Annotated in this window: 29 protein-coding genes and 1 pseudogene; 13 read left to right on the forward strand and 17 right to left on the reverse strand. The window is 73.8% G+C overall.

Features of this window, described 5'->3' with window-relative positions:
* Positions 1 to 55 precede the first annotated feature (55 nt).
* The 7 genes and pseudogenes from LN652_RS19750 to LN652_RS22190 form a co-directional block, all read right to left on the reverse strand.
* Entirely contained in the window at positions 56 to 487 is a 432-nt protein-coding gene (locus tag LN652_RS19750; RefSeq protein ID WP_230442290.1) for a CBS domain-containing protein, read from the reverse strand.
* Between the two features lie 96 nt (positions 488 to 583).
* A complete protein-coding gene (locus tag LN652_RS19755; protein ID WP_230442291.1) occupies positions 584 to 1,483 on the reverse strand; it encodes an inositol monophosphatase family protein in 900 nt (299 codons plus the stop codon).
* Positions 1,484 to 1,502: 19 nt separating this feature from the next.
* Complete coding sequence (rsgA, locus tag LN652_RS19760) at positions 1,503 to 2,507, reverse strand: ribosome small subunit-dependent GTPase A (RefSeq protein WP_230442292.1); 1,005 nt, start codon at positions 2,505 to 2,507, stop codon at positions 1,503 to 1,505.
* Positions 2,504 to 3,802 carry a 3-phosphoshikimate 1-carboxyvinyltransferase gene (gene aroA, locus LN652_RS19765; protein ID WP_230442293.1) on the reverse strand — a complete coding sequence of 433 codons (1,299 nt, stop codon included), beginning with the start codon at positions 3,800 to 3,802 and terminating at the stop codon, positions 2,504 to 2,506. Before aroA ends, rsgA begins: the two co-directional genes overlap by 4 nt.
* A gap of 18 nt (positions 3,803 to 3,820) precedes the next feature.
* Positions 3,821 to 4,351, reverse strand: coding sequence for a DoxX family membrane protein (locus tag LN652_RS19770; RefSeq protein WP_230442294.1), 531 nt, complete (start codon positions 4,349 to 4,351; stop codon positions 3,821 to 3,823).
* Between the two features lie 54 nt (positions 4,352 to 4,405).
* Positions 4,406 to 4,711, reverse strand: a complete 306-nt coding sequence (locus LN652_RS19775; protein ID WP_230442295.1) for a hypothetical protein — start codon at positions 4,709 to 4,711, stop codon at positions 4,406 to 4,408.
* Positions 4,712 to 5,556: 845 nt separating this feature from the next.
* Positions 5,557 to 6,186 (reverse strand): annotated as a pseudogene (locus tag LN652_RS22190) (RNA polymerase sigma factor); the annotation flags it as partial.
* A 260-nt stretch (positions 6,187 to 6,446) separates the two neighbouring features.
* Here LN652_RS22190 and LN652_RS19785 point away from each other — a divergent pair.
* The 6 genes from LN652_RS19785 (at position 6,447) to LN652_RS22195 (ending at position 9,719) form a co-directional block, all read left to right on the forward strand.
* Complete coding sequence (locus LN652_RS19785; protein WP_230442297.1) at positions 6,447 to 7,100, forward strand: hypothetical protein; 654 nt, start codon at positions 6,447 to 6,449, stop codon at positions 7,098 to 7,100.
* Between the two features lie 9 nt (positions 7,101 to 7,109).
* On the forward strand, positions 7,110 to 7,868 hold the full coding sequence (locus LN652_RS19790; protein ID WP_230442298.1) for an SOS response-associated peptidase: 759 nt from the start codon (positions 7,110 to 7,112) through the stop codon (positions 7,866 to 7,868).
* Positions 7,869 to 8,058: 190 nt separating this feature from the next.
* Positions 8,059 to 8,526 carry an alpha/beta hydrolase family protein gene (locus LN652_RS19795; protein WP_230442299.1) on the forward strand — a complete coding sequence of 156 codons (468 nt, stop codon included), beginning with the start codon at positions 8,059 to 8,061 and terminating at the stop codon, positions 8,524 to 8,526.
* 96 nt (positions 8,527 to 8,622) lie between these two features.
* Positions 8,623 to 9,282: a sigma-70 family RNA polymerase sigma factor gene (locus LN652_RS19800; protein ID WP_230442300.1), complete on the forward strand. Its 660-nt coding sequence runs from the start codon at positions 8,623 to 8,625 to the stop codon at positions 9,280 to 9,282.
* Positions 9,279 to 9,569 (forward strand): mycothiol system anti-sigma-R factor, encoded by a 291-nt coding sequence (rsrA, locus tag LN652_RS19805; RefSeq protein WP_230442301.1) that lies wholly within the window; start codon positions 9,279 to 9,281, stop codon positions 9,567 to 9,569. Before LN652_RS19800 ends, rsrA begins: the two co-directional genes overlap by 4 nt.
* Positions 9,570 to 9,644: 75 nt before the next feature.
* The gene (locus LN652_RS22195; RefSeq protein ID WP_369759046.1) at positions 9,645 to 9,719 is read left to right on the forward strand and encodes a 50S ribosomal protein bL37; all 75 of its coding nucleotides are present in this window, start codon (positions 9,645 to 9,647) and stop codon (positions 9,717 to 9,719) included.
* Positions 9,720 to 9,800: 81 nt separating this feature from the next.
* Here LN652_RS22195 and LN652_RS19810 read toward each other — a convergent pair whose 3' ends face one another.
* Positions 9,801 to 10,175, reverse strand: coding sequence for a thioesterase family protein (locus tag LN652_RS19810; RefSeq protein WP_230442302.1), 375 nt, complete (start codon positions 10,173 to 10,175; stop codon positions 9,801 to 9,803).
* Between the two features lie 68 nt (positions 10,176 to 10,243).
* On the opposite strand from LN652_RS19810, the gene LN652_RS19815 reads away from it, so the two are divergent.
* Both LN652_RS19815 and LN652_RS19820 read left to right on the forward strand, forming a co-directional pair.
* Complete coding sequence (locus tag LN652_RS19815) at positions 10,244 to 10,780, forward strand: SigE family RNA polymerase sigma factor (protein ID WP_230442303.1); 537 nt, start codon at positions 10,244 to 10,246, stop codon at positions 10,778 to 10,780.
* The gene (locus LN652_RS19820; protein WP_230442304.1) at positions 10,777 to 12,186 is read left to right on the forward strand and encodes a hypothetical protein; all 1,410 of its coding nucleotides are present in this window, start codon (positions 10,777 to 10,779) and stop codon (positions 12,184 to 12,186) included. The genes LN652_RS19815 and LN652_RS19820 overlap by 4 nt, the downstream gene beginning before the upstream one ends.
* Before the next feature lie 2 nt (positions 12,187 to 12,188).
* On the opposite strand, the gene LN652_RS19825 is transcribed toward LN652_RS19820, so the two are convergent.
* From LN652_RS19825 to LN652_RS19835, 3 genes are read right to left on the reverse strand one after another with little or no spacing between them, the layout of a single operon-like run.
* Positions 12,189 to 12,668 carry a GNAT family N-acetyltransferase gene (locus tag LN652_RS19825; RefSeq protein WP_230442305.1) on the reverse strand — a complete coding sequence of 160 codons (480 nt, stop codon included), beginning with the start codon at positions 12,666 to 12,668 and terminating at the stop codon, positions 12,189 to 12,191.
* Positions 12,669 to 12,670: 2 nt separating this feature from the next.
* Positions 12,671 to 14,341, reverse strand: a complete 1,671-nt coding sequence (locus LN652_RS19830) for an acetolactate synthase (protein ID WP_230442306.1) — start codon at positions 14,339 to 14,341, stop codon at positions 12,671 to 12,673.
* A 20-nt stretch (positions 14,342 to 14,361) separates the two neighbouring features.
* The gene (locus LN652_RS19835) at positions 14,362 to 15,201 is read right to left on the reverse strand and encodes a DUF2785 domain-containing protein (protein ID WP_230442307.1); all 840 of its coding nucleotides are present in this window, start codon (positions 15,199 to 15,201) and stop codon (positions 14,362 to 14,364) included.
* A 38-nt stretch (positions 15,202 to 15,239) separates the two neighbouring features.
* Here LN652_RS19835 and LN652_RS19840 point away from each other — a divergent pair, with 38 nt between their 5' ends.
* Positions 15,240 to 16,718: a sensor histidine kinase gene (locus LN652_RS19840; protein ID WP_230442308.1), complete on the forward strand. Its 1,479-nt coding sequence runs from the start codon at positions 15,240 to 15,242 to the stop codon at positions 16,716 to 16,718.
* 20 nt (positions 16,719 to 16,738) lie between these two features.
* Here LN652_RS19840 and LN652_RS19845 read toward each other — a convergent pair whose 3' ends face one another.
* Positions 16,739 to 16,990 carry a WhiB family transcriptional regulator gene (locus LN652_RS19845; RefSeq protein WP_056601527.1) on the reverse strand — a complete coding sequence of 84 codons (252 nt, stop codon included), beginning with the start codon at positions 16,988 to 16,990 and terminating at the stop codon, positions 16,739 to 16,741.
* A gap of 185 nt (positions 16,991 to 17,175) precedes the next feature.
* On the opposite strand from LN652_RS19845, the gene LN652_RS19850 reads away from it, so the two are divergent.
* On the forward strand, positions 17,176 to 17,571 hold the full coding sequence (locus tag LN652_RS19850; protein WP_230442309.1) for a hypothetical protein: 396 nt from the start codon (positions 17,176 to 17,178) through the stop codon (positions 17,569 to 17,571).
* A 5-nt stretch (positions 17,572 to 17,576) separates the two neighbouring features.
* Here the strand turns inward: LN652_RS19850 and LN652_RS19855 are convergent, their stop codons facing one another.
* The 4 genes from LN652_RS19855 to sodN form a co-directional block, all read right to left on the reverse strand.
* A complete protein-coding gene (locus LN652_RS19855; RefSeq protein ID WP_230442310.1) occupies positions 17,577 to 18,416 on the reverse strand; it encodes an RNA polymerase sigma factor SigF in 840 nt (279 codons plus the stop codon).
* Positions 18,403 to 18,816 carry an ATP-binding protein gene (locus tag LN652_RS19860; protein WP_230442311.1) on the reverse strand — a complete coding sequence of 138 codons (414 nt, stop codon included), beginning with the start codon at positions 18,814 to 18,816 and terminating at the stop codon, positions 18,403 to 18,405. Before LN652_RS19860 ends, LN652_RS19855 begins: the two co-directional genes overlap by 14 nt.
* 75 nt (positions 18,817 to 18,891) lie before the next feature.
* Positions 18,892 to 19,524 carry a GNAT family N-acetyltransferase gene (locus tag LN652_RS19865; protein WP_230442312.1) on the reverse strand — a complete coding sequence of 211 codons (633 nt, stop codon included), beginning with the start codon at positions 19,522 to 19,524 and terminating at the stop codon, positions 18,892 to 18,894.
* Between the two features lie 141 nt (positions 19,525 to 19,665).
* Positions 19,666 to 20,067 (reverse strand): superoxide dismutase, Ni, encoded by a 402-nt coding sequence (sodN, locus tag LN652_RS19870; protein ID WP_230442313.1) that lies wholly within the window; start codon positions 20,065 to 20,067, stop codon positions 19,666 to 19,668.
* Positions 20,068 to 20,192: 125 nt separating this feature from the next.
* On the opposite strand from sodN, the gene LN652_RS19875 reads away from it, so the two are divergent.
* From LN652_RS19875 to LN652_RS19885, 3 genes are read left to right on the forward strand one after another with little or no spacing between them, the layout of a single operon-like run.
* Positions 20,193 to 20,501: a S24/S26 family peptidase gene (locus LN652_RS19875; RefSeq protein WP_230442314.1), complete on the forward strand. Its 309-nt coding sequence runs from the start codon at positions 20,193 to 20,195 to the stop codon at positions 20,499 to 20,501.
* 20 nt (positions 20,502 to 20,521) lie between these two features.
* The gene (locus LN652_RS19880) at positions 20,522 to 21,694 is read left to right on the forward strand and encodes an NAD(P)-dependent malic enzyme (protein ID WP_230442315.1); all 1,173 of its coding nucleotides are present in this window, start codon (positions 20,522 to 20,524) and stop codon (positions 21,692 to 21,694) included.
* Entirely contained in the window at positions 21,694 to 23,301 is a 1,608-nt protein-coding gene (locus LN652_RS19885) for an alpha-amylase family glycosyl hydrolase (protein WP_230442316.1), read from the forward strand. The genes LN652_RS19880 and LN652_RS19885 overlap by 1 nt, the downstream gene beginning before the upstream one ends.
* Before the next feature lie 7 nt (positions 23,302 to 23,308).
* Here LN652_RS19885 and LN652_RS19890 read toward each other — a convergent pair whose 3' ends face one another.
* Positions 23,309 to 24,520 (reverse strand): D-arabinono-1,4-lactone oxidase, encoded by a 1,212-nt coding sequence (locus tag LN652_RS19890; protein WP_230442317.1) that lies wholly within the window; start codon positions 24,518 to 24,520, stop codon positions 23,309 to 23,311.
* Between the last annotated feature and the right edge of the window lie 7 nt (positions 24,521 to 24,527).

Raw genomic sequence — 24,527 nt, forward strand, 5'->3', positions numbered from 1 at the left:
CTCGCTCACGCTTGCTCCAATCGTTGGGTGCCGACCCGGCGATCGGGTCGGGCGGTCAGGTCTGGTGGACGTAGCTGTCGAGCTGGTCGCGCTCGAACTCGAGCTCGCCGATGCGGTTCTTGACCACGTCCCCGATGGAGATGATGCCGGTCAGGCGTCCGTCGGCCACCACCGGGACGTGCCGGATGCGGTGGGCGGTCATGGTCTGCATCAGGTCGGTGAGCGCGTCGCCGGCCGCGCAGGTGCGCACGTCGGCGGTCATGATGTCGCGCACCGCGGCGTCGAGGACGGCCTCGTCGGAGTGCAGGCGCCGCACGACGTCGCGCTCGCTCACGATGCCGCTGACGGTGGCCCCGTCGTCGCTCACCACGAGGGCGCCGACGTTGTGCTCGTGCAGCAGGGCGACCAGCTCGCGCACGGTCGCGTCCGGACTGATGGTCACCACGTCCTGGGTGGGCTTGGCGTGGATCACGTCGCTGATCTTCATCGTCTCCGCCTTCCTCCGTGTCCCGGTCGGCGGTCCGGCCGGTGTCCCACCGTAGCGAGGCGTGGGCCGGCGCGACAGGGGCCGGAGGAGCGGGCCTCAGTCGAGGACGGGCGGCGCCTGCCGGGCGCGCAGGCTGCTCACCGACCCGGGTCCGCGCCGCGGCACGTCGGGGTCGGAGCCGTCGTCGTCGGTCGTGCCGAGGAACGACAGCGCCGCCTCGTGGAGGTGGCCGTTGGACGCGAGCGCGTTGCCGCCCCAGGGCCCGTCGGTGCCGTCGAGGGAGGTGAAGCGTCCGCCCGCCTCGCGCACGATGACGTCGAGCGCCGCCATGTCGTAGAGCGCGAGCTCGGGCTCGGCGGCCAGGTCGACCGCGCCCTCGGCCAGCAGCATGTAGGACCAGAAGTCGCCGTAGGCGCGGGTGCGCCAGCAGCGGCGCGAGAGCGAGACGAAGTCGTCGAGCCGGTCGCGCTCGTCCCAGCCCGAGAGCGAGGAGTAGCTGAGGGAGGCGTCCTCGAGGCGGCGCACGTCGGAGACCTCGCACCGGGTCGCCTTGAGCAGCGAGCGGCCGGTCCACGCGCCGTTGCCGGCCGACGCCCACCAGCGGCGCTGGAGCTGCGGCGCCGAGACCACGCCGAGGACGACCTCGTCGTCGACGGCGAGGGCGATCAGGGTGGCCCACACCGGGACGCCGCGGACGAAGTTCTTGGTGCCGTCGATCGGGTCGACGATCCAGCGCCGCTGGCTGTGGCCGGTGGTGCCCTGCTCCTCGCCGACGACGGCGTCGCGCGAGCGGACCCGCGAGAGGGTGCGGCGGATGCCCTCCTCGACGGCCTGGTCCGCGTCGGTGACGGGGGTGAGGTCGGGCTTGCTCATCACGTGCAGGTCGAGCGCCTTGAAGCGTGCCTGGGTGAGCGAGTCGGCGTCGTCGGCGAGCAGGTGCGCGAGCCTCAGGTCGTCGGTGTGGTCATCGGATCGAGCCGAACCGGAGAGGGGCATGGCGACAGGTTATTCGCAGTCACCAGTCGGTCGCGCCCTCGCGCGCGGCGAGCAGCCGGCGGAACGACTCCACGCGGTCGGGATCGGCCTCGCCCGCCGCGACCGCCTCGTCGAGTCCGCACTCGGGCTCGCCGGCGCCGTGGGTGCAGCCGCGCGGGCAGGTCTCGGTCATCTCGTCGAGGTCGGGGAACGCCTCGATGAGGTTCTCCGGCTGCACGTGCGCGAGGCCGAAGGAGCGGATGCCGGGGGTGTCGATGATCCACCCGTCGGCGCCGGGGAGCTCGAGGAGGTACGCGCTGGTGGAGGTGTGCCGGCCCCGACCGGTGACGGCGTTGACGATGCCGACCTCGCGGTGCGCGTCGGGCACGAGCGCGTTGACGAGGGTGGACTTGCCGACGCCGCTGTGCCCGACCATGACGCTGGTGCGACCGCTGAGCCGCTCGCGGAGCTCGGCGAGGTCGCCCGCCCCCTCGCCCCTGAGCCGGGTGACGACCCACGGCACCCCCAGCGAGCGGTAGGTCGACAGGAGGGTCTCGGGGTCGGCGAGGTCGGACTTGGTCATGCAGAGCAGCGGCGACATGCCGGCGTCGTAGGCCGCGACGAGCGCGCGGTCGATCAGCCGGGGGCGCGGCTCGGGGTCGGCGAGCGCGGTCACCACGACGAGCTGGTCGGCGTTGGAGACGATGACCCGCTCGACGGGGTCGTCGTCGTCGGCGGTGCGGCGCAGGGTGGTGGTCCGCTCGACCACCTCGACGATCCGCGCGAGGGAGCCGTCGGCGCCGCTCGTGTCGCCGACCACGCGCACCCGGTCGCCCACCACGACGCCCTTGCGGCCCAGCGGACGCGACTTCATCGCCATCACCCGGCGACCCTCGAGCAGCAGGGTGAACCGGCCGCGGTCGACGGTCACCACCCGGGCGTCGACGGCGTCGGCGTAGGTCGGACGGTCCTTGGTGCGGGGGCGGGTGCGCCGGCGGGGGCGCTCGTAGTGCTCGTGGTCGTGCTCGGAGTAGCGGCCGCTCACGACCCCGCACCACCGTGCACGGCCAGGCTCCACGCCGCCGCGAAGTCGGGGAAGGTCTTGGCGGTGGTGGCGACGTCCTCGACCAGCACGTCGTCGACGGCGAGGCCGAGGATCACCCCGGCGTGCGCCATCCGGTGGTCGGCGTAGGTGCGGAACGTCGCCCCGTGCAGGGGAGCGGGGCGGATCGTGAGGCCGTCGTCGTGCTCGGTGACGTCCGCCCCCAGCCGGCCCAGCTCGGTCGCGAGCGCGGTCAGCCGGTCGGTCTCGTGGCCCCGGATGTGGGCCACCCCGCGCAGGTGTGACGGGGAGTCGGCGAGCGCGCAGAGCGCGGCGATCGCGGGGGTGAGCTCGCCGACGTCGTGCAGGTCGAGGTCGACGCCCTGCAGCCGGTCGGGGCCGGAGACGGTGAGGTCGCCGTCGCGGTGCACGACCTCGCACCCCATGAGGGTGAGGACCTCGCGCAGCTCGTCGCCGGGCTGGGTGGTCTCGGCGGGCCAGTCCCGGACCGTCACGCGGCCCCCGGTCGCCGCGCCGAGCGCGAGGAACGGTGCGGCGTTGGAGAGGTCCGGCTCGATGTGGTGGTCCACGGCGGCCACGGGCCCCGGGGCGACCGCCCAGCGGTTGGCGTCGGCGTCGTCGACCTCCACGCCGTGGCGGCGCAGCATCTGCACCGTCATCTCGATGTGCGGGAGCGAGGGCACCGGCTTGCCGACGTGGCGCACGTCGACGCCGCGGTCGTAGCGGGCGCCGGCGAGGAGCAGCGCCGAGACGAACTGCGACGACGCGCTGGCGTCGATCGTCACGGTGCCGCCGGGGACGGACCCCGCACCGCGGACGTCGAAGGGCAGGGCGCCGCGGCCGCCGTCGGCGACGTCGACCCCGAGCGCGGTGAGCGCGGCGAGCATCGGCCCGACCGGGCGCAGCCGCATGTGCGGGTCGCCGTCGAAGCGCACCGTGCCGCGGGCCAGCCCGACGACCGGCGGCACGAACCGCATCACCGTGCCGGCCAGGCCGCAGTCGACGTCGGCGTCGCGGTCCCACGCCTGTGGGGTGACCTGCCAGTCGCCGTCACGGTCCTCGACGCCGGTGCCGAGCGAGCCCAGCGCGGCGGCCATGAGCAGCGTGTCGCGCGAGCGCAGCGGACGACGTACGACGCTGGGGCCGTCGGCGAGCGCGGCGAGCAGCAGCGCCCGGTTGGTCAGCGACTTGCTGCCGGGCAGCGAGACGACGCGGTCGACCGGCGCGACGGGCCGGGGGGCCGGCCAGGGGTCGAGGGGCGGTGCGGGCTCACTCACCCGCGCACCCTATCGAGGTCAGGAGAGCTGGGCCTTGGCCAGTTTCGCCTCGCGGCGCGCGTCCTTGGCGACCTGCTTGGCCTCACGGCGCACGTCGGCGGCGGCCCGCCGCGCCCGCCAGGCCAGGCCGGGCTGGCCATCGGTGTCGACGCCGGCGAGCAGCAGCCCGCCGAGGATGGAGGTGTTCTTGATGAACTGCAGGCGCTGCGCGGCCTTGGCCTTCGGGTCGGTCTCCTCCCAGAACCGGTGGCCGGCGAGGGTGGTGGGGACGAGGGAGGCGGCGAGCACCGTGGCGCTCACCCGGGGTGCGCGGCCCGTGGCGAGGGCGGCCGCGGCGAGGATCTGCACGCCCGCGTTGATCCGGACCAGGGTCGTGGCGTCGGTGGGGATCGGGGCGCCGGGCGCGGCCTGCTGGGCCATCGGGACGACCTTGTCGGTCACCTTCTTCGCCTTGACGGCGTGCGCCTCGGAGTTGCGCAGGGCGTTGATCCCTCCGACGACGAAGGTGGAGGCCAGCATGGGACGGGCGAGCAACCGGGTGATCGTCATGTCCCTTGTCTACACGATCGCCGGGGGAGGTCGCCCCGTCCGCAGGGGTAGAGGTCAGTCGAGGACCGCGCGCCAGGTGTTGTTGGCCGGGTCGGGGTCGTCGGCGGCCGGCGTGACGGTGGCGGTGACGGTGGCCCCGGGGAGCGCCAGCATGCTGAACCCGACCGGCCCCGACCCGCCCGCCACCGCGCAGGTCAGCCCGGTGCGCCGGACGTCGCAGCGCTCGTCGACGTCGAACGCGGCCAGCACCCCGCGCAGCTCGACCTCGAGCTGCCCGGTCGCGTCGGCGGCCAGCCCGGCGACGGAGATGCTCGCCCGCACGAAGGGGACCGAGCCGGCGAGCGAGCCCGTGACGGCCACGTCGACCGGGTCGGGGTCGGGGTCGGGGTCGGGAGTCGGCGTCGGGGTGGGCGTGGGCGTCGGGGTCGGCGTCGGGGTGGGCGTGGGCGTCGGGGTCGGCGTCGGGGTGGGCGTGGGAGTGGGCGTCGGGGTGGGTTCCGGAGTGGGCGTGGGGGTGGGTTCCGGGGTCGGGGTGGGGGTGACCGGCGGCGTCGGCGTCGGCGTCGGCGTCGGGGTCGGAGTGGGGGCGGGCGTCGGAGTGGGGGTCGGCGTCGGGCTGGACGTCGGCTCGTCCGTCGGCTCGTCCGTCGGCTGGTCCGTGGGCGAGGACGTCGGCTCCGGCGTCGGAGCGGACGTCGGCTCCGGGGTCGGCGCGGCCCCGGGCGAGGTGGGCGGGTCGGACGATGGGACGGGGACGGAGGACGTCGGGGTCGGCGCGAGGGCGACGGGGTCTCCCGGCCGCCGGGGGGCGCGCCGCTCGGTGGTCGTGCCGTCGGGTCCGGGACCGCGGGTGCGGTGGCGCCCGGCTGCTGGCCGGCCGAGACGTCGGTGACCGCGCGGTCGGCGTGCCGCAGGCCGATCGCCACCGCGCCGCCGACGACCGCCACGCTGGCGGCGACGCCGGCCACGGCCGCGGTGCCGGCGTTGGCGACCACGGTGTCCCTGACCCGCCCGAGCAGCAGCCCGAGGCCGACGGGCACCGCCGCTCCGCTGGCGGCGCCCGCGACGTACGCCGCACCGGCGGACCCGAGCAGCAGCGGCGCGAGCAGCGCACCGAGGTGGGAGTTGACCTCGGTGAGCTCGAGGTAGACGGCCGTGCAGGGACGGCACTCCGCGAGGTGGTGCTCGACCTTGGCCGCGTCGCGCCGCGAGGTCGCGTTGCGGACGTAGGCGCCGAGCTGGTCGTGGGTCCAGCGGCACGTGTCGTCGTCGAGGGCGGCGGCGTGCTGGGTGAGGTAGGCCTGGCGCAGGCCCTCGCGGGCGCGGTAGGCCAGGGCGGACACCGAGTTGGGGGTCATCCCGAGCAGCGGGGCGATGTCGGCCGGCTTGTCGCCCTCGACCTCGGTGTGCCAGAGCACCAGCTGCCACCGCTCGGGGAGCGAGGCGAAGGCGGCGGCGGCCGCGGTGCTCTCGAAGCCCTCGACGGCCGTGTCGCGGAACGGGACGCCCGGGTCGAAGGCCTCGATCTCGTCGGTGGTCTGCAGCCGGGAGCCGGACCGGAACCGGTCGACCTGCAGCCGGCGCAGCGCGGTCAGGAGGTACGCGCGGAACGCGACGTCGGGTCCGCCGCCGCGCCGCAGCACGCCGAGGACCTTGATGAAGGCGTCGGACACGAGGTCCTCGACGTCACCGGCCGGGACGAGCTGGCGCGCGAGCCGGCGCGCCGCCTCGACGTGGCGCTCGAACAGCACCCCGTAGGCGTCGACGTCCCCACCGCGGACCGCCGAGATGAGCTCGGCGTCCCCCGGCAGCTCCACGCTCGTGGCAGTGCTCATGGCCGCTCCAGGACGCACCCGGCACCGGCGTGCCGGGTGCTGGCGACTCTAGACCTCGCGGGGCGCTGCGGGGACTGCGTCGCAAGAAGTGGAGAAAATCGGTCTGGTCCGCGTCATGACTGCGGCCGGGCGCCGTCACACCGGGGAGAACGAGACCCAGTGGGGGGTGAGCCGTGAGGATCTTCGCCGGACGGTGGCGTCGGACCGCGGCACCCGCTCCTGGGGCGAGCGGGCCTGGTGCTCCGGGGACGCGGTCGGGGTTGCCGCACCGGTTCCGGGCCGTGGGGGAGGCGCTCGCCTCGGGAGCGGGGGTTCTCGACGCCTGCGCCGCGGTGGGACGCGACCTGGCGAGGGACGGTGCGTCGCTGCACGAGGTGCTGGAGGGGCTGAGGGAGACCACGCGTGGGGTGACGGGCCAGGACCCGCCCTACGACGTGGTGTCCGCGGTGGTCAACGCGTGGGGCGAGACCACCCTCGGCTACCTCAACCAGCTCTCGTGCGACGACCCGCTCACCGGGCTCTCCAGCCAGGCCCACCTGCGCAGCCGGCTGTCCGAGCTGCACCGGGTCGGCGGGGACGTCCCGCCCGGTCACGTCCTCGTCGTGTGCGCGCCGCCGCTCGGCGACCCGTCGGACGAGCCCGTGGACCACTTCACCCGGGCGATGCGGCTGGCCCGCACCGGCGAGATGGCCCGGACCGTGTTCGCCCGCGACGAGACCGTCGCCCGGCTGGGCAGCCACCGGGTGGCGGTGCTCGCCCGGCGCGACGACCGGCTCGAGCGGCGGGTGCGGCTGCTGGGGACGCTGGTCGGTGCCGCCCCGGGGACGGGCGCCGCCGTCCGGACCTGGGTGGAGGGGATCCCGGCGACCGACGAGACGACAGGCCTGCTGCTGGACCGGCTCGCCCGCGGCTAGGGTCGGGGCATGTGCGGACGCTACGCATCCTCGCGCGAGGCCGACGACCTGGTGGACGAGTTCGAGGTCGTCGAGAGCCGGGTCGCGGCCCCGCTCGCCGCGGACTACAACGTCGCGCCGACCAAGGAGGTCTACGCGGTCGTCGAGCGGCCGCCGTCGCGCGGCTCGGACGAACCGCCGCAGCGCCAGCTGCGGGTCCTGACGTGGGGCCTGGTGCCGTCGTGGGCCAAGGACCCCTCGATCGGCAACCGGATGATCAACGCCCGGATGGAGACGGTCGCGGACAAGCCCGCCTACCGCAAGGCGTTCGCCACCCGTCGGGCGCTGCTGCCCGCCGACGGCTACTTCGAGTGGTACCCGACCGAGCGCACGGACGCGAAGGGCAAGCCGGTCAAGCAGCCCTTCTTCATCCGCCCGAAGGACGGCGGCGTGCTCGCGATGGCGGGGCTCTACGAGATCTGGCGCGACCCGTCGAAGGCCGAGGACGACCCCGACCGCTTCCGCTGGACGTGCACCGTGCTCACCACCGAGGCCGAGGACTCGCTGGGCCACATCCACGACCGGATGCCGCTGATGGTGGAGCGGGACCGCTGGGCGGCGTGGCTCGACCCGACCACGCCCGGAGACACCTCGCTGCTGGTGCCGGCCGCGCCGGGTCGGCTCGAGGCCTACGCCGTGCCGCGCCTGGTCAGCAACGTCCGCAACAACGGTCCCGAGCTCGTCGAGCCGCTGCCGCTCGAGCCTGACGGTCCCGAGGCGGACCGGTGAGGCGGGCGACGGTCCGCAGCGTCGACACCCCGCACGGGGAGGGCCGGCTGCACACGCGACGGTCGCCGCGGCCGATCGCGACGCTGCTGCTGAGCCACGGCGCCGGGGGTGGCGTCGAGTCGCGCGACCTCTGGGCGCTGGCCGACGCCCTGCCCGCCCAGGGCGTGAGCGTCGTGCTGTTCGAGCAGCCGTGGCGGGTCGCCGGGCGCAAGGTCGCGACCGCGCCGCCGACCCTCGACGCGGCGCTGCGCCGTGCCGCCGACGTGATGCGGGTGCGTACGCCCTCGTCGTCGGCGGTCGTTCGGCGGGCGCCCGGTCGGCGGCCCGCACGGCGAGGTCGCTGGGGGCGAGCGGCTGCCTGGCGCTGTCTTTCCCGCTGCACCCGCCCGGGCGGACCGAGGCGACCCGGCTGCCGGAGCTGCTGGGCGTCGGCCTGCCCACCCTCGTCGTGCAGGGGGAGCGGGACCCGATGGGTCGCCCGGAGGAGTTCCCCGACGACGCCAGGGACCTCGACCTGGTGGTCGTCCCGGGCGGCGACCACGGCCTCAAGGTCCCGGCGCAGGGCGAGGTCACCCAGGACGAGGCGATGGGCATCGTCGTGGAGTCGACGCTCGAGTGGCTGGTGCGGGAGGTGGCCGGGAATCGTTCACGGGGGTGACGTGTTGGGACCTGTGTGCAGTCACTGATCCTCGAACGACCCGGAGGCCGGGAGCGCGGCGTCGACGCTGCGTCCACAGCGCTACTGTGGGACGCGATGACTGAATCGCTCACGGACGACACGTCCGCCACCGAGAAGCCCCTGGAGGAGGAGTCCTCCGAGGAGCGCTCGGCACGCTTCGAGCGCGACGCGCTCCCCTTCCTCGACCAGCTCTACGGCGCGGCGATGCGGATGACCCGCAACCCCGCCGACGCCGAGGACCTGGTGCAGGAGACCTTCGCGAAGGCCTACAGCGCCTTCCACCAGTTCAAGCCCGGCACCAACCTCAAGGCCTGGCTCTACCGGATCCTGACCAACACCTACATCAACTCCTACCGCAAGAAGCAGCGCCAGCCGCAGCAGTCGATGTCCGAGGACGTCGAGGACTGGCAGCTCGCCCGCGCCGAGTCGCACTCCTCGACCGGTCTGCGCTCCGCGGAGATGGAGGCGCTCGAGCACCTGCCCGACTCCGAGGTCAAGGACGCGCTCCAGCGCCTGCCCGAGGAGTTCCGGCTCGCGGTCTACCTCGCCGATGTCGAGGGGTTCCCCTACAAGGAGATCGCGGAGATCATGGACACCCCGATCGGCACCGTGATGTCGCGGCTGCACCGGGGACGGCGCCAGCTGCGCGACATGCTCGCCGACTACGTCCGCGCCAACGACCTGCTGCCGGCGTCCGCCGTCGACGCGGCCACCGAGGGGGGGAAGAAGGCATGAGCCAGCACGAGCACGGCTCCCACGAGCACGGGCGCGACGACTGCGTCGACTACATCGAGCGCATCGTCTACCTCCTCGACAACGAGCTCGACCAGGCCGACTGCGCCGTGGTGGAGATGCACCTGCGCGAGTGCGGCCCCTGCCTCGAGCGCTACGACCTGCAGCGCGCGGTCAAGCAGCTGGTCCAGCGCTCGTGCTCGGAGGCTGCGCCGGAGTCCCTGCGCGACCGCGTGCGGCTGCAGCTGCGCGAGGTGAGCGTGCAGATCACCGAGCGTCGCGTCGACTGACCGACGCCCGCCCGATTCGCCCCCCACGGGGTGGCTTTGACAGACTGCCCCGAGCACCGATTCCAGGAGGACGACATGGGCAAGACCGGACGCAAGCGCCGCGCTCGCAAGAAGAAGGGCGCGAACCACGGCAAGCGCCCCAACGCCTGACGCGCTCCCGCACGTCAATCGTGAGAGTCCCCGCCAGCGGCGGGGACTTTTGCACGTCCGGACGCCGGTCGTGACGTCGGGTCACAGCCGCGACAGGAAGCGCTCCGCGTCGACGACGACCCGGGTGACCTCGCCCGCGGCGAGGACCTTGCCCGAGCCCGTGTCGCGGGCGCTGACGGTGAAGCGGCGCAGCCGGCCGTCGACGTAGGCGCTGGACGCGGTGACCTCGACCTCGGCGCCGACCCGGCTGGCAGCGAGGTGCTCGACCTGGACGCGGGTGCCGACGCTGGTCGACCCCTCCGGCACGACGGGTGCCACGCAGGCGCAGGTGGCCGCCTCGAGCCAGGCGAGCAGCCGGGGCGTGCCGAGCACCGGCAGCGACCCGCTGCCCACGGCCAGGGCGGTGTCGTCGTCGCCGACGACGAAGGTCAGCGTGGCGGGCTCGAGCTGCGACATGGTGGGGCCTTCCTCAACAAAAGCGCGGCGGTGGGGCAACCTGAGGGTCGCAGACACGTCTACCAGACATGAGCGCGAGGACCCTCCCGATGGTGCCGACGGTGGAGATCACCGAGCTCTACGCTGCCCACCGGCTGCCGCTGGTGCGGCTCGCGGTGCTGCTGGTCGACGACTTCGCCTCCGCCGAGGACGTCGTGCAGGACGCGTTCGCGGCGCTCGCCCGACGCCCGGACGCCGTGCGCGACCCGTCGAAGGCGCTCGCCTACCTGCGGACGTCGGTGGTCAACACCGCCCGCTCCGCGCTGCGCCGCCGCCGCACCGCTCGGGCGTACTCACCACCCCACGAGCTGTCGCCACCGACGCCCGAGGACAGCGCGGTGCTGGCCGAGGAGCACCGCGAGGTGATCGCCGCGCTGCAGACCCTCGCGCCGCGGCAGCGTGAGGTGCTGGTGCTGCGCTACTGGTCGAACCTGTCCGAGGCCGAGATCGCCCGGACGCTCGGGATCAGCCAGGGCACCGTGAAGTCCACCGCCAGCCGCGCGCTGGCGGCGCTGGAGAAGGCCATGACCACGACCACCACGACCTCGGGGAAGGAGCAGCGATGAGCGCCCACGACACGGTCCCCGAGCTCGAGGAGCGCCTCCGCGCCGCGCTGGCCGCACGCGCCGACCTCGTCCGCCCCGAGGACCTCGAGCCCCTGGCGTCGACGTCCGTCGTCGCGCTGCGTCCCGCGTGGCGCTCGCCGTGGACCCTGCTGGCGGCGGCCGCGGTCGTCCTGCTGGTCCTGGGCGTGGTGGTCCAGGGCGTCGGCGGCCGGCCGCGCTCGGACGACGACGTCGCCCCGCAGCCGGACGGCCCACGAGTCACCCTCCCCGCGGACGTGGGCCGGGACTGGGGGACGGGCCTCGAGTCCACGCCGGCACGGGTCGACCTCGACGGAGACGGGACGAAGGAGAGGGTCGAGTTCCTCGCCGAGGACAACGGCACCTTCGACGGCCGGATCCGCCTGCAGACCACGCTCAGCAGCACCGGCGAGGAGGCCTACGGCGTCGCGGACGTCGCGTCGACCATCGGGATGGCGGCCGAGGGGGTCATCGACGCCGACGGTGACGGCGACCAGGAGCTGGTGGTGTTCGACGGTTCCCTCGACGACGGGGCGGGAGGGGCACCGCTCGTCTTCGACCTCCGCGACGGACTGCTGGTGCAGGCGGTCGCGGAGGAGCCCGACCTGCTGCTCCGCGGCGACCTGCAGGTGCCGGGCAGCCAGACCGAGTTCTACGACCTCTACCGGACCCACCAGTACTGGATCGACGGCGGCACGCTCTTCTCCGGGCAGTCGCGGGAGTCCTTCGCCCGGACCGGGATGACCTCGACGCAGCTCCCCGGGACCGTGCTCGACACCTGGTCGTGGCGCCTCGGCGACGACGGCGTGCTCCGCCCCGAGCCGGCCGGCTGCAAGGAGCTGGTCTTCGACATCCAGGACTGTGGTCCGGACTCGGGTGACCAGGTCCCCGACCTCACGCCCGCGACCGGGTCGATCGGGGTGGGCGAGGGCGCCGAGGTCACCGACGGCTACCCGTTCTCGATGCGGGTCGAGGCGGGCGATCCGCCGGTGCTGGTCGTCGAGGGGCAGGACGGGCGGACCCTCGAGCACGAGCTCGACGTCGCGGACCCGCGGGTCGCGACCGTGCAGCCGGAGAGCATCTTCTCCGACGGCGAGGCGCTCGTGGTCACGTCCGCCTCCGACCCCACCCTCGTCCGGCTGCTCGTGCAGCGCGAGGACCGGATCGTGGCGCTCGAGCCGGTCGGCGAGGTGCCGCTGGAGGACGCCGACGACAACCGCACGTGGCTGACTGCCGCGGGCCAGGTGGTGTCGGCCACGGCGACGGAGGACGGGTCCTGGCAGCTCTGGTCCTGGACCATGACGGGCCGTGACCGCGTCGTCGCGCTGCCGGGCACCACCGTCTGCTTCGACGACGTCGACGACCCGACCACCGCGCGCGGCTGCTGAGGTCAGAGCCGCTTGCCGAAGGCGAGCAGCTCGACCCCCGGCAGCGGCGACCAGTCGCGTGACGGGTCCCGGTCGTAGCCCAGGCGGCGGTAGATGCGGTGCGCGTCGGTCATCTCCGCCAGCGTGGAGAGCGCCATCGCGACCGCGCCGTGCGTGCGGGCCCGGTCCTCGCAGAGCCGGGCGAGGGCGGTGCCCGCGCCCCGGCCGCGGGCCTCGGGGTCGACCGCGAGCATCCGGAACTCGCCCTCGTCGTCGCGGCTGACCTCGCGGTAGGCCGAACCCGGCGGGCAGTAGGTGACGTTGCCGAGCAGCAGGTCACCGTCGACCGCGACCCAGAGCTCGCCGCCCGCGGCCCGTGCGGCCGCGTCGCGCAGGACCGCGACGTAGGGGTCGGCGGGTCCGAGGGTGAACGCGGCGTAGGCCCGCACGGTCAGCTCGCCGACCCGGTCGTGCTCCTCGGGACGGGCGAGCCTGACCTGCACGCTCAGATCCCGAAGGTGCTGCGCGGGTAGGCGGCCTCGACGTCGGTGATCACGTTGACGAGGTAGGGGACGCCCGCGGCGTAGGCGCGGTCGAGGGCCGGGCCGATCTGCTTGGGGTCGGTGACCGTCTCGCCCGCGCCGCCGAGGGCCCGCACGACCTCGTCGTAGGGCGTGCGCTGCGCGAGGTCGGCGACCACGTCGTAGCCGTAGAGCATCTGCATCGGGCCCTTCTCCAGGCCCCAGGCGGAGTTGTTGCCCATCACCATGACGACCGGCAGGTCGTGGCGGACGAGGGTGTCGACGTCCATCAGCGAGAAGCCGGCAGCACCGTCGCCGAGGAGCAGCGTCACCTGCGCGCTCGGACGGGCGATGCGGGCCGCGATCGCCGCGCCGAGACCGGCGCCGAGGCAGCCGTACGGTCCGGGGTCGAGCCAGCCGCCGGGACGCTGGGGCTCGACGTACTTGCCGGCGAAGGACACGAAGTCGCCGCCGTCGCCGATCACGACCGAGTCGTCGGCGAGGCGGGGGACGAGCTCGCCGTAGATGCGGGCGGGGTGGATCGGGTCGGCCTCCGCGGTGAGCAGCGCGGCGTCGCGCTCGGTGGCGGCGGCGACCAGGTCGGCGAGGTGGGTGGCCCAGTCGGACCAGTCGGGCTTCGCGCCGCGCTCGACCGCCGCCTGCAGGCCCTCCAGCACGGTGATGAGGTCGCCCGACACCGACCCGGCCAGGTCGGCGTGGCCGGACACCTGGGCGGGGGAGTCGGCGACGTGCACGACCCGCGCGAACGCGCCCTCGGGGTTCTTCTCCGGGCCGCCGAAGACGCCGTAGCCGAGCCGGAAGTCGAGCGGGGTGCCGACCACGACGACCAGGTCGGCGCCGGCGAGCGCGGCCCCGCGGGCCTTGGTGACCAGCGAGCGGTGGCCGCCGGGGACGATGCCTCGGCCCATGCCGTTGGTGAGGGTCGGGACGCCCAGGTCCTCCACGAGGCGGAGCGCCGCCTGCTCCGCGTGGTCGGCCCAGACGTCGGTGCCGAGCACCAGCACCGGGCGCCGCGCCTCCGCGAGCAGCCGGGCGACGGCCGCGATCGCGTCGGGGTCGGGCTCGATCCGCTCGCCGCGGCCCTCGCGGACCTCGCCCGACGCGGGGGCGAAGAACTCGTCCATCGGGACGTCGACGAAGACCGGTCCGCGGTGGCTGGAGCGGGCGAGCGTGAACGCCTCGTCCATGCCGGGCGCGACGTCGGCGGCGGTCATGAGGGTGCGCGCCGACTTCGCGACGGGCGCGATGATCGGGGGCTGGTCGAGCTCCTGCAGGGAGCCGGTGCCCCACCGGTTCTGCGGGGCGCGTCCGCCCACGACGACCATCGGCGACCCGGCGAACTGGGCCTGGGCGATCGCGCTGATGCCGTTGGTGACGCCGGGACCGGCGGTCAGCACGGCCAGGCCCGGGACGCGGGTGAGCTTGCCGGTCGCCTCGGCCGCGAACGCCGCCGTCTGCTCGTGGCGCACGTCGAGCAGGCGCACGGCCGGCCCCTGTCCCTCCTGCTGCGTCTTCACCGCGCCGTCGTACATCGGGAAGACGTGGGCCCCCGACAGGGTGAACATCGTCTCGACGCCGTGCGCGCGGGCGACGTGGACGGCGAGCTCGCCGCTGTGCCCCGTGATCTCGGTCATGCCCGCAGGCTAACGGCTGCTCAGAGGTACGGGGCGTTCGACATCCGGAGCGCGTCGATCAGCACCAGCAGCAGGTCGGGACGCACCGCCGGCGGCTCGGGCGCCAGCGACAGGTGGACGAACAGCGCCCGCAGGAAGGCCTGGGCGGTGGCCGTCGGGGCGAACGGGTCGTCGTCGACCGGGCCGCGGAAGGGGTTCCCGGCCGCGGCGAGGCGGTGGATCCACGGCTCGAGCACGTCGGTGCCGAGGGTGTTGCGGCGCAGCACCTTCATCGTCGCCGACGCGACGCGGTCCGGCTCGCCGGACACCAGCGGCTCGTCGGCGGGCTGCTGGAGCAGGCGCTCCGCGAGCACGTCGAGCAGCACGGCGTGCTCCGGGCCGGCGAGGTGCGGCGACCCGGCGAGCGCGCCGATCGTGTCGGCGCCGTGGGCGACCGCGTGGGCCCAGCCCTTGCCGGGGACGAAGCCGCGGGTGTCGCGCTCGTCGAGGAACCAGACCGCGATCCGGTCGCCCCACTCCATCACCTTGGCGGCGGGGAGCAGGTGGTGCTCGTTGTCGCGGACGAGGCACTCGGCGAGGATCAGCGAGCTGAAGCTGCGCCGGAAGACCGTGTCGGTGCCGCGCTCGCCGAGCCCGACGCCCAGGCCGGCCACCATGCCGTCGCCCAGCCCGATGAGCAGGTCGTCGTAGACGCCGCGCTCGATCCAGGTCGCGAGCGCGGGATAGGCGGTGCCGTCGCGGACCGCGGCGTCCGTGGAGCCCAGCATGGTGGTCAGCTCGGCCGTGAGGTCGTCGAGCGGCCGGTCCGAGGGGACCTCGAACCCGGCGGCCTGCACCTGGCTCCAGTACCCGATCGACATGCCGCCCATCCTGCCAGCCAGCGCCCTAGGCTGCCTGCGTGCCCTCCCTGCATGAGCTCGTGCGAGCCCACACCGACCTCGTCGAGGACGACGTCGCGTGGCTGCAGCTGCTGATGGCGGACTGGCAGATCCTCGCCGACCTGTCGTTTGCCGACCTGGTGCTGTGGCTGCCCGACCGCGAGGGGCGGGGCTACTGGGCGGGCGGGCAGATGCGTCCCACGACCGGCCCGACCGCGCTGGTGGACGACGTGCTGGGCACCTTCATCCCGCAGGGACGGCGGCGGATGCTCGACGAGGCGCTGGTCTCGGGGCGGCTGGTCCGCGAGGGCGACCCGGAGTGGCGCGACGACGTGCCGGTGCGGGTCGAGGTGATCCCGGTGCGGCGCGCGGGGAAGGTGATCGCGCTGGTCGCCCGCAACACCAACCTGCTCGGCGTCCGCACGCCGAGCCGGCTCGAGCTCAGCTATCTCCAGACCGCGGCCGAGCTCACCCAGATGATCGCCGCCGGCCACTTCCCGCTCTCGGGCCAGCGCAGCGACCACGCCGACTCGCCGCGGGTGGGGGACGGCTTCGTACGCCTCGACGCCGCGGGGCGCGTCACCTACGCCAGCCCCAACGGCCTCTCGGCCTACCGCCGCCTCGGCCTCCAGGGCGACCTGTCCGGCCTCGTGCTGGCCGACCTCACCCGCGACCTGGTGCCGCCGCGCCGGCGTCCGGACGAGGAGACGCTCAGCGCGGTGCTCGGCGGCCGGGACGGTCGCGAGACCGAGGTCGGCACCGAGGAGGTGACGCTGATCGTGCGCAGCATCCCGCTGCGGCCGCTGGGCGAGCGCAGCGGTGCGCTGCTGCTGGTGCGCGACGTGACCGAGCTGCGCCGGCGTGACCGCGAGCTGGTGACCAAGGACGTCACCATCCGCGAGATCCATCACCGGGTGAAGAACAACCTGCAGACCGTCGCGGCGCTGCTGCGGCTCCAGGCGCGGCGTACGTCGGCGGAGGACGCGAAGGCGGCCCTCGAGGAGGCGGTGCGCCGGGTGGGCTCGATCGCGATCGTGCACGAGACGCTCAGCCACGCCGTCGAGGAGACCGTCGACTTCGACGCCATCGCCGACCGCCTCGGGTCGATGGTGGTCGACGTCAGCGGCGTCGAGGTCCCGGTGCAGGTCGCCCGGGAGGGCACCTTCGGGCACCTGCCGGCCGAGGCCGCGACGCCGCTGGCGATGGTGCTGACCGAGGTCCTGCAGAACGCCGTCGAGCACGGCTACGCGCCGGACGCCACCGGGGCCCGCCCGGAGAGCGGGCGCGTCGTGGTCACCGCGCGCCGGATCGTCGGTCGCCTGCACGTCGTCGTGGAGGACGACGGGCAGGGGCTGCCGCCCGGGTTCGACGTGGACGCCTCGACGCAGCTGGGCCTGTCGATCGTCCGCACGCTGGTGGAGTCCGAGCTCGGGGGAGTCCTCGAGATCGGGCCGGGCGTGCGCGGCACGCGGGTGCAGGCGGACCTGCCGCTGGACTGACCGCCCTCGGGCGGTGCGACTCAGGCGGTGCGGATGCGGGCGCGGGCGTTGCGGCGCTTCAGCGCGCGGCGCTCGTCCTCGCTGAGGCCACCCCAGACGCCGTGGTCCTGGCCGGCCTCGAGGGCCCAGGCGAGGCACTGCTCGCGCACCTCGCACCGACGGCACACCTGCTTCGCCTCCTCGATCTGGAGGATCGCGGGACCGGTGTTGCCGATCGGGAAGAACAGCTCAGGGTCCTCGTCGAGGCATGCAGAGCGGCTGCGCCAATCCATGGGGTGGGGGATCCCTCTTTCTACGTCACAGGCTGGTGCTGTTTGCGGACGATCAGCTGGCCCGGGCGCCACGGACGTGCGGGGGAGCACGCGGCGCAGCGACAAGAGTTGCAAGACTTGATCGTTCACACAACCCCCGAGGGTGGTCGTGTCCGTCACAACGTTCGCACAACTAGGGTTGGCGCGTGCCCGAGCCGACCCGTGTCCCACCACCGCTGGCGGTCGCCGCCTCGCTGACGGCGGTCGAGGCCGTCGTGATGGCCGGGCTGGGCGTGCTCGAGCTGGCCAACCTGCGCTCGATCCGGCTCACCATGGGCGTGACCACGACGGCGTTCTTCCTCGCCGCGGCGGCCGGGCTCGGGTGGTGCGCGTGGTCGCTGTGGCGTGCGCGCCGGTGGGCGCGCGGACCGGTGGTGATGTCGCAGCTGATTGTCCTCGGCCTCGCCTGGAACCTGTGGGCCGCACCCACCCGGCTGCTGTCGGTCGCCCTCGCCGTCGTCGGGCTGGTGACCATCGTCGGGCTCCTCCACCCCGCGTCGACGCGCGTGCTGGAGGTCGACGACCCGGACCGGGTGCTCTAGCCGGCTCAGTCCTGCTCGAGCGAGGTCCGCAGCTGGGTGAGCGTGCGGGTGAGCAGCCGCGAGACGTGCATCTGCGAGACGCCGATCTCGTCGGCGATCTGCGACTGGGTCATGTTCTTGAAGAAGCGCAGCAGCAGGATCCGCTTCTCCCGCTCGCCGAGGCCCTCGAGGAGCGGCTTGATCGACTCCCGGATCTCGACGTGCTCGATGTTGGCGTCCTCGACGCCCAGGGAGGCGAGCATGGCGGGCGGGCCGTCGTCGGAGTCGTCGGAGGCGTCGAGGGAGAGCGTCGCGTAGGCGTGCGAGGACTCGATGCCCTCCATCACCTCCTCGACGCTGCACCCGATCACCTCGGCGAGCTCGCGCGGCGTCGGCGAGCGGCCCAGCTTCTGGGTCAGCTCGCCGGTGGCGCCGCCGATCTGCATCCGCAGCTCCTGCAGGCGCCGCGGCACGCGGATCGCCCATCCCTTGTCGCGGAAGTGCCGCTTGATCTCGCCGATCACGGTCGGCGTCGCGTAGGTGGAGAACTCGACGCCGCGGTCGGTCTCGAACCGGTCGACCGCCTTGATCAGGCCGATGGTGCCGACCTGGACGAGGTCCTCGAAGGGCTCGCCGCGGTTGCGGAAGCGGCGCGCGCAGTGCTCGACCAGGGAGAGGTGCAGGTGCACGAGGTCGTCGCGTGCCGCGGCCCGCTCCGCCTCGCCGGCGGTCGGGTCGCGCAGCACCGCGAACAGGTCGGCGCTGCGCGCGCGGACGTGGTCCAGCGCGCTCGGTGCCTCGACCGTGCCACTCGTGATGCCCACTGTGTCGTCCCCCGTGACGTCGCCCATGTCAGAGCTCGGCACCTGTCGTTCCCGCAGCGACCTGCGACGTCACCGTGAACCGGACGCGGAAGCGGCCGTCCTCGGGTCCGGCAGCAGCGTCCTGCGCCATCGTGTCCAACACCTGCCAGGCGAAGCTCTCGGTGTCGAGCGGGGGGTTGTCCATCGCCTCGGTCTCGAGGGTGACGGTGAGCGAGCCGGTCCCGAAGTAGAAGCGCGCGACCAGGTCGGTGCCGGGATCGGCCTCCGGGATCACCAGGGCACTCGCCTCACCGATCGCGATCCGCAGGTCCTCGATGTCGTCGATGGTGAAGTCCAGCCGCGCGGCCAGGCCCGCGGCCGTGGTGCGGACGACCGAGGCGTACGCACCCTCGGCAGGGAGCCGGAGCTCGACGTCGGCGCGGCCCCCGTGGTGATCTGCCATCTGAGTCAACGTCTCCGTCCTCCGAGCTCGAGTGCTGGGCACACCCTAACCGTCGCCTGCCGCCGTCGCGCCGGCTCACGCGAACCAGGGGCACACCTGGTCGCGCACCCGCAGCGCGTGCCGGTGGCGCGGGTCGCGCAGCAGCGGCGCGGTCCGTGCGGGCGAGGCAGCCGGCGGCGTCGCCCCGGCCGGGGCCGGCTCGAGGTCGACCACCACCCCGTCGACCGCGTCGCCCTCGTCGCGCAGCGTGACCGGTCCGAGGCGGCGCAGCATCGCCAGCGACGCCGGGTTGTCCTTGAGCACCTCGGTCTCGATGCGGGTGACCCCGACCGGGCGGTGGCGCACGAGCACCTCGAGCAGCGTCGTCGCGACGCCGCGACCCTGCCAGGCGTCCTTCACCGTCACCGCGAGGTCCGCCGCGTCCGTCACGTCGGCGTAGCGGACGATCCGCCCCAGCGCGACGGGGTCGAAGGTGCCCGGTGCGGTCTCGACGCACAGCACGAGCGCCACGTGGTCGACGCCGTCCACCTCGTCGACGAGGTGCTGCAGCATGACCGGCGTGAGGCGGCGGACGGGAGCGAGGAACCGGCTGCGGCGCGACTCGGGCGACAGCTCGTCGAACGCGGCGCTCAGCTGCTCGCGGTCGCCGGGGAGCAGGGGCACGACGACGGCGTCCGTGCCGTCGGGCAGCACGACCTCCTCGATCACGGTGCCCTCCTCGGGTACGACGACGCCCCGGTCGCTGGGACCGGGGCGTCGGGACGGAGCAGACGGAGCCTGTCCGGGGGGACGCGTAGCGGCAAGCCGCTCAGAAGAAGGCCTGAGCGACCGCGACTGCGTCGCGTCCGTTCAGGCCTTCTTCGTCTCCCAGAAGATCGTGGCGATCTCGTCGATCTTGGCGAGCAGCTCGTCGGCCTTGGCCGCGTCGAGCTCGCCCTTGGTGCCGGAGGCGCCCGCGAGCTTGGTGGCCTCGTTGACCAGCGTGTGCAGCTGCGGGTACTTCTCGAAGTGCGGGGGCTTGAAGTAGTCGGTCCACAGCACCCACAGGTGGTGCTTGACCAGCTCGGAGCGCTGCTCCTTGATCACGATCGCGCGGGTGCGGAAGTCCGGGTCGTCGTTGTCGGCGACCTTGGCGATGATCGCCTTGATGGACTCGGCCTCGATGCGCGCCTGGGCGGGGTCGTAGACGCCGCAGGGCAGGTCGCAGTGGGCGGAGACCTCGACGGTCGGGGCAAGCAGGTGGCGAAGCATCGTGTTCCTCTCGGTCAGACAGGGGACTGCATCTGGCTGCGACACTACTCCGCGTGCACCGGCGTCGGCAGCGGGGTCTCGCCCCACAGGGTGGGGGTCCGCGACCCCCCTTCGGGACCGCGCGGGTGCGGGGCCGCTCGATGCTGCCGGCGCTGCGCGAGGGAGACCTGCTGCTGGTGCGGTACGCCGCCCGGGTGCGGCCCGGCGACCTCGTCGTCGCCCGTTTCGTCGACGGCACGCTGGCGGTCAAGCGGGCGGTCGAGCAGCGTGGGCTGCGCGACGGCCGCGCGGGCTGGTGGCTGCTCAGCGACAACCCCGGCGAGGGGGTCGACTCCCGCCACCGCGGACCGGTCGCGACCGACGACGTGCTGGGCGTCGTACGCCTCCGGCTGTGGCCTTCGCCACGCGTGGGACGGCGGCTGCGGAGTCGTTGAGCTGTGCCAGTATCGCCGGCATGGCAACGCATCCGCACGCTGGCGACCCGGTGTTCGACCTGCACCTCGGCGGCAAGATGGAGATCCTCTCGACGGCCGCGCTCACCGGGCCCGAGGAGCTCTCCCTCGCCTACACGCCGGGCGTGGCGCGGGTGTGCGAGGCGATCGCGGCCGACCCGACGATGACCCAGCACTACACGTGGGTGCCCAACACGGTCGCCGTCGTCACCGACGGCACCGCGGTCCTCGGCCTCGGTGACATCGGGCCGGCGGCCGCGATGCCCGTGATGGAGGGCAAGGCCGTGCTGTTCAAGCAGTTCGGCGGCGTCGACGCCGTGCCGATCTGCCTCGACACCACCGACACCGAGGAGATCATCGAGACCGTCGTCCGGCTCGCGCCGAGCTTCGGCGGGATCAACCTCGAGGACATCTCGGCGCCGCGGTGCTTCGAGATCGAGGCGCGGCTCAAGGAGCGCCTCGACATCCCCGTCTTCCACGACGACCAGCACGGCACCGCCGTCGTCGCCCTCGCCGCGCTCACCAACGCGCTGCGGCTCACGGGGCGCGACCCCGCGACCGTGCGGGTGGTCGTGCAGGGTGCGGGCGCGGCTGGTGTCGCCGTCGCGCGGATCCTGCTCGAGGCCGGCATCGGCGACATCGCCGTGCTCGACCGCCAGGGCGTGCTCAACTCGGAGCGCTCCGACCTGACGCCGGTCAAGGCGGCGCTGGCCCGCGACACCGCCGACCGCCACGGGCGGCGCGGCAGCCTCGCCGACGTGATGGCCGGCGCCGACGTCTACATCGGCGTCTCCGGAGGCCAGGTGCCCGAGGAGATCGTCGCCTCGATGGCGCCCGAGGCGATCATCTTCGGCCTCGCGAACCCCACGCCCGAGGTGCACCCGGACCTCGCCCACAAGTACGCCCGCGTGGTGGCCACCGGCCGCTCGGACTTCCCGAACCAGATCAACAACGTGCTCGCCTTCCCCGGCATCTTCCGCGGGGCGTTCGACGTGCACGCCACGGCGATCACCGAGGGCATGAAGGTCGCCGCCGCGACCGCGCTCGCCGAGCTGGTCGGCGACGAACTGCGCGAGGACCTGGTGATCCCGTCGCCGTTCGACCCGCGGGTGCCGGGCGCGGTGCGCGAGGCCGTGGCCGCCGCCGCCCGGGCCGACGGGGTCGCGCGCCGCTGATGGCCGGGGACTGGCTGGCCGACGCGGTCGTCTACGAGATCTACCCGCAGTCCTTCGCGGACTCCGACGGCGACGGGGTCGGCGACCTGCGCGGGGTGATCGACCACCTCGACCACGTCGCGTCGCTGGGCGTCGACACGATCTGGTTCAACCCGTGCTTCGAGTCACCGTTCGTCGACGCGGGCTACGACGTGTCCGACTACCTGCGCGTCGCCCCGCGCTACGGCACCAACGACGACCTCGCCGACCTCGTCGAGGCGGCGCGTGAGCGCGGCATCCGGGTGCTGCTGGACCTCGTCGCCGGGCACACCTCGATCGAGCACCCGTGGTTCCAGGCCGAGCTGCACGCCGATGGCCCGAGCCCCGAGGGCGACCGGTACGTCTGGTGCGAGGAGCTGCCGGCGTGGGCGTGGGACTCCGACCTCCCGGGAACGCCCGCGTGGGTGCGCTCGCCGGGGCCGCGTCCGGGCTGGTACCTCAAGAACTTCTACGACGAGCAGCCCGCCCTCAACTTCGGCTGGACCGAGACGCCGGCCGACGAGCCGTGGCGCGACGGCTTCGACGACCCCGGGCCGAGGCGCAACCGGCGGATGCTGCAGGACGTGCTCGACTTCTGGCTCGGCAGGGGAGTCGCCGGCTTCCGCGTCGACATGGCGTTCTCCCTCGTGAAGGACGACCAGGGCAAGAACGCGGGCGCCGCCGCGGCGACACAGGTGTGGCGAGAGCTCCAGGCGTGGCTCGCCACCGCCCACCCGGACGCCGTGCTGATCCCGGAGGGCAAGGAGCCGCGCACCGGTGCGGCGATGGGCTTCGACGCCGACTTCATGCTCGTCATCCACCCCGAGCACGCGAGCCTGTTCGACAACGGCGGGGCGGGCGTGCTGCCGTTCCAGCCGCCGGGCGACGCGTTCTTCCACGCCGACGGGCTCGGCTCGACCCGCACCTTCCTCGACGGGTGGGCGGCGGCGAAGGCGGACGACCCGGCGCGGCCGGTGCTGCTCGGCACCGCCGACCACGACTTCAGCCGGCTGCGCACCGATCCGCGTACGCCCGAGGAGCTGGGCGCGGCGCTGACCTTCCTGCTGACGTGGGGCACCGTCCCGTCGATCTACTACGGCGACGAGATCGGCATGCGCTACCTGCCCGGCCTCCCCGACAAGGAGGGCTCGATCTGCAACCCGGGCTACAACCGCTCGGGCTGTCGCACGCCGATGCAGTGGGACGACTCGGCCAACGCGGGGTTCTCGAGCGCCGCACCGTCCGACCTCTACCTCCCGATCGACCCTGCCGAGGACCGGCCGACGGTCGCGGCGCAGGAGCAGGACCCCGGCTCCACCCTGCACCTCGTACGCCGCCTGGTCGCGCTGCGGCGCGCCACCCCGGCCCTCGGCGGACGCGCCCCGACGACCGTGCTGCACGAGGGGTACCCCTTCACCTGGCGCCGCGGCGACTCGCACGTCGTGGTGGTCAACCCGCGACGGGAGCCGGCGTCGGTGGAGGTCGACGGACTCGCCGGGGCCCGGCTGCTGCTGGGGCAGGGCGTCGAGGTGTCCGCGAGCGGGCTGCGGGTCGACGGCTTCGGCTACGGCGTGCTCGAGCTCGGCTGACGCAGCCTCACTCGAACAGCGGCCGCAGGTGGTCGTTGAGGAACATGCCCTGCGGGTCGAGCTCGCGGCGCAGGGCGATGAACTCCTCGGCCCGCGGGTAGAGCGCGAGCAGCCGCTCGCGGGTCAGGAAGTGGAGCTTGCCCCAGTGGACGCGGGCGTCGAAGTCGGCCAGCAGCGCGTCGACCGAGCGGAGGTAGCCCCAGTAGTCGGTGCCGGGGGTGCCCGAGACGGAGATGACGACGGTGGGCGTGCCGTACTGCGAGGACAGGAAGGCCTCGTCCGGCCCGACCGTGCGGACCTCGAGCGGGTAGATCGAGTCCGGCAGGCTGCGGAGCATCAGCTCGCGCATGGCGCGCAGCGCCTCGGGGGCGCGGTCGAGCGCGACGAAGTACTCCAGCTCGTGGAAGTTGGGGTCGTAGACCATCGGGTAGATCCGGTAGCAGCGGTCGACGCGGTGGCCGACGGTCTCGTCGTCGGGCACGTCGGCACCGACCTCGTCGTAGACCTTGACGTAGCACTGGTCCTGCAGCCGCGCGCCGTGGCCGTCGAGGTTGTAGAGCGCGCCGGACTCCTCGGTCGGCAGCCAGAACATCCCGAAGTGGCGGTGGTCCGCGACGAGCTGGTCCCAGTGCTCGAGGACATCGTCCCACGACCGCAGGCCGACGTCCTCGCGCAGCCGGTAGGCCTCGGTCACCTCGAGCTCGAGCTGCGTCACGACGCCGAGCATCCCGACCGACACCTGGGCGGCGTGGAGCAGGCCGGGCTCGTCCTCGCCGATGTCGCGCACCTCGCCCGACGCGGTCACCAGGCGCACGCCGCGCACCGCACCGGACAGGCTGGTGTGGCGTACGCCGGACCCGTGCGTCCCGGTCGCGACCGCGCCCGCGATCTGCTGGGTGTCGATGTCGCCCTGGTTGCGCAGCGCGAGCCCGGCCTCCCACAGCGGCTCGTAGAAGTCGTGGATCCGGGTCGCGGGGAGCGCGGTGGCCCGGCGTCGTGCCGGGTCGGTGGCGACGACGCCGCGCAGGGCGTTCATGTCGAGGAGGAGCCCGTCGCACTGCACCACGGGGGTGAACGAGTGGCCGGCTCCGGCGACCCGGACGCCCTGCCCGCGCCTCGCCGCGCTGCTGACCAGTCGGACGACCTCCTCCTCGTCGCGGGGCGTGGCGGTCGCGGCCGGCGTGAAGGTCTGGTTGCCCACCCAGTTCGTCCAGGTCATGCGCCTC

The sequence above is a fragment of the Nocardioides okcheonensis genome (genome assembly GCF_020991065.1).
GTDB lineage: Bacteria > Actinomycetota > Actinomycetes > Propionibacteriales > Nocardioidaceae > Nocardioides > Nocardioides okcheonensis.